Annotated in this window: 2 protein-coding genes and 1 pseudogene; 2 read left to right on the forward strand and 1 reads right to left on the reverse strand. The window is 73.4% G+C overall.

What is annotated here, in order from left to right:
* Positions 1-538: pseudogene (locus ABZU46_RS30340) on the reverse strand (GNAT family N-acetyltransferase); the annotation flags it as partial.
* 174 nt (positions 539-712) lie between these two features.
* On the opposite strand from ABZU46_RS30340, the gene gltB reads away from it, so the two are divergent.
* Together gltB and ABZU46_RS30350 are read left to right on the forward strand one after the other, a co-directional pair.
* Positions 713-5,404, forward strand: a complete 4,692-nt coding sequence (gltB, locus tag ABZU46_RS30345) for a glutamate synthase large subunit (protein WP_354863134.1) — start codon at positions 713-715, stop codon at positions 5,402-5,404.
* Positions 5,397-6,929, forward strand: a complete 1,533-nt coding sequence (locus tag ABZU46_RS30350; RefSeq protein ID WP_354863133.1) for a glutamate synthase subunit beta — start codon at positions 5,397-5,399, stop codon at positions 6,927-6,929. The genes gltB and ABZU46_RS30350 overlap by 8 nt, the downstream gene beginning before the upstream one ends.
* Positions 6,930-7,066: the final 137 nt, after the last annotated feature.

A 7,066-nucleotide genomic window follows, 5' to 3' on the forward strand; every position in this document is an offset into this window, starting at 1 on the left:
CGGCGATCCGGGCCCGCTCCTCATCCAGCGCGGCGAGCTCCAACTCGGTGACCGCCGCGTCGCGCTCGGCCGGCCCGGCCGGGCCGGTCGCGGTGCCGGCGGCGCCGAACGCCACGGCCGCCACCGCCCGCCGGGCGGCCACGTCGGCGGCGAAGTCGGGCGAGTCCGCCGCCAGAACCCGCACCGGTACGTCGGACAGCGTCGCCGGGTCGGGCAGCGCGGTCTCGTCGAGGACCATCAGCGGGGCCTCCAGCACGTTCAGCCCCGCCGAGCGGGCCACCGCCAGCAGCTCCGGGGTCGTCTCGTGCACCCACTCGAAGGCCTCCGGAAGGCCCAGCTCCCGCTGGCGCTCCCGCACCGAGCTCACGTCGGCCAGGGACGGCGCCTCGGTGGCGCCGATCCGGGGCCGGGCGTAGAACGGCCAACCGGCACCCTCGCGGACGAACAGCACCAACCCGCCGTGCTCCTCGGCGCCGGCGACGTCGCGGGGCACCGCGTCGTAGAAGCGTTCCAACCGGTCGAAGATGTCCTTGTGCACCGAATCCACCGCGCGAGACTACACGTCCCAGACTCTGGACGGTGTGATCAATCTTGAGTGGCCTTGTGCCCCCAGCCCTAACGTAGACTCAACAGACCCACGGGCCGACGTCGTCCCCACCATGATCCAACCTGAGTGACGACAGGAGGCCCGGTGGCTCAGCCGTACGCGGACATGACACAGCCGCACCCGCACAGCCCGCAGGCGTCCCCGACGCCCGGCCCCCATCCGCCCGCCCAGGGCCTCTACGACCCGGCGCAGGAGCACGACGCCTGCGGGGTGGCCTTCGTGGCGGACATGCACGGCCGACGGTCCCACGCGGTCGTCGCCAACGGGCTCGGTGCGCTCTGCCGCCTGGACCACCGGGGTGCCCGGGGCGCGGAGCCCAACACCGGCGACGGCGCGGGCATCATGATCCAGGTCCCGGACGCGTTCCTGCGCGCGGTCGCCGACGTCACGCTGCCACCGGCCGGCGAGTACGCCACGGGCCTGGTGTTCCTGCCCGACGACGACGCTGCCGAGGCCCGTGCCCGCCGGGTGGTCGAGAAGTACGCGCTGGTCGAGGGCGCGGACCTGCTCGGCTGGCGGGACGTGCCGATCGAGCCGCAGGGGCTCGGCGACACCGCCCTGGCGGCCATGCCCCGGGTGCGGCAGGTCTTCGTGGCCGCCCACCGCCTCACCGATTCGCCCGCCGGGCCGGCCGGTTCCGCCCTGAGCGGCATCGACCTGGACCGGGTGGCCTTCTGCCTGCGCAAGCAGGCCGAGCGGGAGACCGCCGAGCGGGGCGTGCCGGCGTACTTCCCGTCGCTGTCCAGCCGCACCATGGTCTACAAGGGCATGCTGACGCCCGACCAGCTGCCGGCGTTCTACCCCGACCTGCGTGACGAGCGGGTGGAGAGCGCGATCGCGCTGGTGCACTCCCGCTTCTCCACCAACACCTTCCCGTCCTGGCCGCTGGCGCACCCGTACCGGTTCATCGCCCACAACGGCGAGATCAACACGATCCGGGGCAACCGCAACTGGATGCAGGCCCGCGAGGCGCTCCTGCGCTCGCCGAACGTGCCGGGCAACATCCGGCGGGTCTTCCCGGTCTGCACCCCCGCCGCCTCCGACTCGGCGAACTTCGACGAGGTTCTGGAGCTGCTGCACCTGGCCGGGCGAAGCCTGCCGCACGCGGTCCTCATGATGATCCCCGAGGCCTGGGAGAACGACCCCGGGATGGATCCGGCCAAGCGTGCCTTCTACCGCTTTCACGCCAGCCTCATGGAGCCGTGGGACGGTCCGGCGTCGGTGGCCTTCACCGACGGCGAGATCGTCGGCGCGGTGCTGGACCGCAACGGGCTGCGCCCGGGGCGCTGGTGGCAGACCGACGACGGCCTCGTGGTGCTCGGCTCCGAGGCGGGCGTGCTCGACCTCGACCCCGCTCACGTGGTCGCGAAGGGGCGACTCCAGCCGGGCCGGATGTTCCTGGTCGACACCGTGGCCGGGCGGATCGTGCACGACGACGAGATCAAGTCCGAGTTGGCCGCCGCGCAGCCGTACGGCGAGTGGCTGCACGCCGGGCTGATCGAGCTGGACGACCTGCCGCCCCGTGAGCACACCGTCTACACCCACGACTCGGTGCGCCGCCGCCAGCAGACCTTCGGCTACACCGAGGAGGAGCTGAAGGTCCTGCTCGCGCCGATGGCGCGTACCGGCGCGGAGCCGCTGGGCTCGATGGGCACGGACACCCCGATCTCGCCGCTGTCCACCCGGCCGCGGCTGCTCTACGACTACTTCCACCAGCTCTTCGCCCAGGTCACCAACCCGCCGCTGGACGCCATCCGTGAGGAGCTGGTGACCAGCCTGGCGTCGACGATCGGGCCGGAGGGCAACCTGCTCGACCCGGGCGCGGCGAGCTGCCGGCAGATCGTGCTGCCGCACCCGATCATCGACAACGACGAGCTGGCGAAGATCCTCTCCATCGACGAGGACGGTGACCTGCCCGGCTTCAAGGCGGTGCGGGTCTCCGGGCTGTACCGGATCCGCGAGGGCGCCGCCGGGATCAAGGCGCGACTGATCGAGATCTGCCGGCACGTCTCCGAGGCCATCGAGGACGGCGTCCGCATCCTGGTGCTCTCCGACCGGGACTCCAACGCCGATCTCGCGCCGATCCCGTCGCTGCTGCTCACCGCCGCGGTGCACCAGCACCTGGTGCGGGAGCAGACGCGCACCCAGGCGGCGTTGATCGTGGAGTCCGGCGACTGCCGAGAGGTGCACCACGCGGCGGTGCTGATCGGGTACGGCGCGGCGGCGGTCAACCCGTACCTGGCGTTCGAGTCCGTGGAGGACATGATCACCACGGGCACGCTGGCCGGCGTGCAGCCCGCGGCCGCGGTGCGCAACTACGCCAAGGCGCTCGGCAAGGGCGTCCTGAAGATCATGTCGAAGATGGGCATCTCGACGGTCTCGTCGTACTGCGGTGCGCAGGTCTTCGAGGCGGTCGGGCTGGACACCCGGCTGGTCGACCGCTACTTCCGGGGCACCCCGAGCCGGATCGGCGGCGTCGGGCTGGCCGGTGTGCACGCCGAGGTGGCCGCCCGGCACGCGCTGGCCTGGCCGCCGGCCGGCACCGTCGGCTCCGACCGGCTGGAGGTCGGCGGCGAGTACCAGTGGCGCCGCGAGGGTGAGCTGCACCTGTTCAACCCGGAGACGGTCTTCCTGCTCCAGCACGCCACCCGCAGCCGGCAGTACGACGTCTTCCGCCAGTACACGGCCAAGGTCGACGCGCTCGCCGCGCAGGCCGGCTCGCTGCGCGGGCTGTTCACCCTGCGCACCGGGGTCCGCCCGGCGGTGCCGATCGAGGAGGTCGAGCCGGCCACCGAGATCGTCAAGCGGTTCGCCACGGGCGCCATGTCGTATGGCTCGATCTCGGCCGAGGCGCACGAGACGCTCGCCATCGCGATGAACCGCCTCGGCGGCAAGTCCAACACCGGCGAGGGCGGCGAGGACGTCGATCGGCTGCACGACCCGCTGCGGCGCTCCTCGGTCAAGCAGATCGCCAGCGGCCGGTTCGGTGTCACCAGCGAATACCTGGTCAACGCCGACGACCTGCAGATCAAGATGGCCCAGGGCGCGAAGCCCGGCGAGGGCGGCCAGCTGCCCGGCAACAAGGTCTGGCCGTGGATCGCCCGGACCCGGCACGCCACTCCCGGCGTCGGCCTGATCTCGCCGCCGCCGCACCACGACATCTACTCCATCGAGGACCTGGCCCAGCTCGTGCACGACCTGAAGTGCGTCAACCCGGCCGCCCGGGTGCACGTCAAGCTGGTCAGCGAGGTGGGTGTGGGCACTGTCGCCGCCGGTGTGGCCAAGCTCAAGGCCGACGTCATCCTGATCTCCGGCCATGACGGCGGCACGGGCGCGTCCCCGATGAACTCGCTCAAGCACGCCGGCACCCCGTGGGAGCTGGGGCTGGCCGAGGCGCAGCAGACGCTGCTGCTCAACAAGCTGCGCGACCGGGTCACCGTGCAGGTCGACGGCCAGCTCAAGACCGGCCGGGACGTGCTGATCGCGGCGCTGCTCGGCGCTGAGGAGTTCGGCTTCGCGACCGCGCCGCTGATCGTCTCGGGCTGCGTGATGATGCGGGTCTGTCACCTGGACACCTGCCCGGTCGGCATCGCCACCCAGAACCCGGTGCTGCGCGAGCGGTACACGGGCACGCCGGAGTTCGTGGAGAACTTCTTCCTGTTCCTCGCCGAGGAGGTTCGGGGGTACCTGGCCGAGCTGGGCTTCCGGTCCATCGAGGAGGCCATCGGGCAGACCGAACTGCTCGACGTGGCCCCGGCGGTGTCGCACTGGAAGGCCCACGGGCTCGATCTGGCACCCGTCCTGCACCTGCCGGAACTGCCCGCCGGCGCTGCCCGCCGCGGGGTGCGCGCCCAGGACCACGGCCTGGAGCACGCTCTGGACAACGAGCTGATCGCGCTCGCCCGGCCGGCGCTGTCCGAGGGTGCGCCGGTCCGCGTCGAGGTCGCGGTGCGCAACGAGCACCGCAGCGTCGGCGCGATGCTCGGCGGCGAGGTGACCCGCCGCTTCGGCGGGGGCGGCCTTCCGGACGACACCGTCGAGTTCGTGCTGCACGGCACCGCCGGGCAGTCGTTCGGCGCGTTCCTGCCGCGCGGGGTGACGCTGCGTCTGCACGGCGACGCCAACGACTACGTGGGCAAGGGCCTCTCCGGGGGCCGGCTCATCGTCCGTCCGGACGCCGCCGCGCCGTTCCTCGACCCCGACGCCGAGCCGGGGCAGCGCGCGGAGGATCAGATCATCGCCGGCAACACCATCCTGTACGGGGCCACGTCGGGCGAGGTCTTCCTGCGCGGCCGGGTGGGGGAGCGGTTCGCGGTCCGCAACTCCGGCGCGGTCGCCGTCGTCGAGGGCGTCGGCGACCACGGCTGCGAGTACATGACCGGCGGCACGGTGGTGGTGCTCGGCGCGACCGGCCGCAACTTCGCCGCCGGCATGTCCGGCGGGACGGCGTTCGTGCACCTGTTGGACACCGCGCGGGTCAACACGGAACTGGTCGACCTGGCGCCGCTGGGCGAGCAGGAGCAGACGCTGCTGCACGAACTGGTGCAGCGACACGTGGCCGAGACCGGGTCGGCGGTCGCCGAGGAGCTGCTCAAGCGCTGGCCGGAGGCGGTGTCCGAGTTCACCGCGGTGGTACCCCGCGACTACCGCCGGGTGCTGGAGATCATGCGGGCCGCCGAAGCAGCCGGCCGCGACGTCGACGACGCGGTCATGACAGAACTGACCGCGCCCGCTGTGCCGGCGATGCCGGTGCCGCCCGCCCCGCGGGTGGCTGCCCAGGAGGTGGCACGTGCCTGACCCGAACGGTTTCCTGCGCTACGACCGGCGGCTGCCGGCCCGCCGCCCGGTGCCGGTGCGGATCAGCGACTGGCGTGAGGTGTACCCGCCGGCCGGCGAGGAACTCATCCGCGAGCAGGCCACGCGATGCATGGACTGTGGCATCCCGTTCTGCCACGACGGCTGCCCGCTGGGCAATCGCATCCCGGACTGGAACGACCTGGTCCGCACCGGCAACTGGGACGCCGCGGTGGAGTCGTTGCACGCCACCAACAACTTCCCGGAGTTCACCGGCCGGCTCTGCCCGGCGCCCTGCGAGGCGGCCTGCGTGCTGGGTATCGCCGGCGGCCAGCCGGTCACCATCAAGCAGGTCGAGGTGGAGATCGCCGACGCGGCCGCGGCGCGCGGGTTCATCCCGCGCCCGGTGCCGGCGCCGTCGGGCCGGTCGGTCGCCGTGGTCGGTTCCGGGCCCGCCGGCCTGGCCGCCGCCCAGCAACTGGCCCGCGCCGGTCACGCCGTGACGGTGTACGAGCGCGACGACGCGATCGGCGGCCTCCTCCGGTACGGCATCCCCGACTTCAAGTTGGAGAAGCGGCACATCGACGCCCGGTTGGCGCAGCTCGCCGCCGAGGGGGTGCGCTTTCGCACCGGCGTGAACGTCGGCGTCGACGTCACCGCCGAGCAGTTGCGCGCCGAGCACGACGCGGTGCTGCTGGCCTGCGGGGCCTTGCAGGGCCGGGACACCCCGGAGACCCCGGGGCGGGCGCTGCGGGGCGTACACCAGGCGATGGCGCACCTGGTCGCGGCGAATCGCGCGGTCGCCACGGCGGCCGGCGGCGGGCCTGGCGTGGCGGTCACCGGCGAGGGTCGGGCGGCCCGCGCGGTGCTGCCGGACGGCACCCCGATCGACGCGGCCGGCAAGCACGTGGTGATCATCGGTGGCGGTGACACCGCGGCCGACTGCCTCGGCGTCGCCCACCGGCAGGGCGCCGCCGGCGTACACCAGCTCGACCTGTACCCGCAGCCGCCGCACGAGCGCGACGAGGCCCGGGACCCGTGGCCGACCTGGCCGTGGATCCTGCGCAGCTACCCGGCGCACGAGGAGGGTGGCGAGCGGGTCTTCGCCGTGGCGGTGCAGGAGTTCGTGGACGACGCCGGTCAGGTGCGCGCGGTGCGGATCGCCGAGGTGACCGTCGAGAAGCGCGACGGCCGGCGGATGGTCACCGTCGTCCCGGGCTCCGAGCGGGAGCTGCCGGCGGACCTGGTGCTGTTGGCGATCGGCTTCGAGGGCACCGAGCAGCAGCCGCTGCTGGAGCAGTTCGGGGTGACCCGCAACCCGCGGGGAGCGATCGACGCCCGCGACGACTGGCAGACCGCAGCCGACGGCGTGTTCGTCGCCGGTGACATGCACCGGGGCGCCTCGCTGATCGTGTGGGCCATCGCCGAGGGGCGCGCGGCGGCCGCCGCGATCCACGGTTACCTGGGTGGTGCCGGTGCCCTGCCGGCGCCGGTCGGCCCGGCCGCGCAGCCGCTCGCCGTTCGCTGACTCGCCGTTCGGTGACTCGCCGTTCGCTGAGGAGTTCCCGGAGCCGTGGGGGCGGGGGGGGGGGGGGCGGGGGGCCGCGGCCGGCCGGCGGGCGGGGTCCGGGCCCGCCCGGGGGGCGGCGGCGGGGCCGGTCTCAG

It is taken from the genome of Micromonospora sp. NPDC005197, assembly GCF_040608295.1.
In the GTDB taxonomy this organism is placed as follows: Bacteria; Actinomycetota; Actinomycetes; order Mycobacteriales; family Micromonosporaceae; genus Micromonospora.

Excerpts from the sequence above, each read along its gene's own strand:
- gltB (WP_354863134.1), top strand. The coding sequence starts at position 713 with ATGACACAGCCGCACCCGCACAGCCCGCAGGCGTCCCCGACGCCCGGC.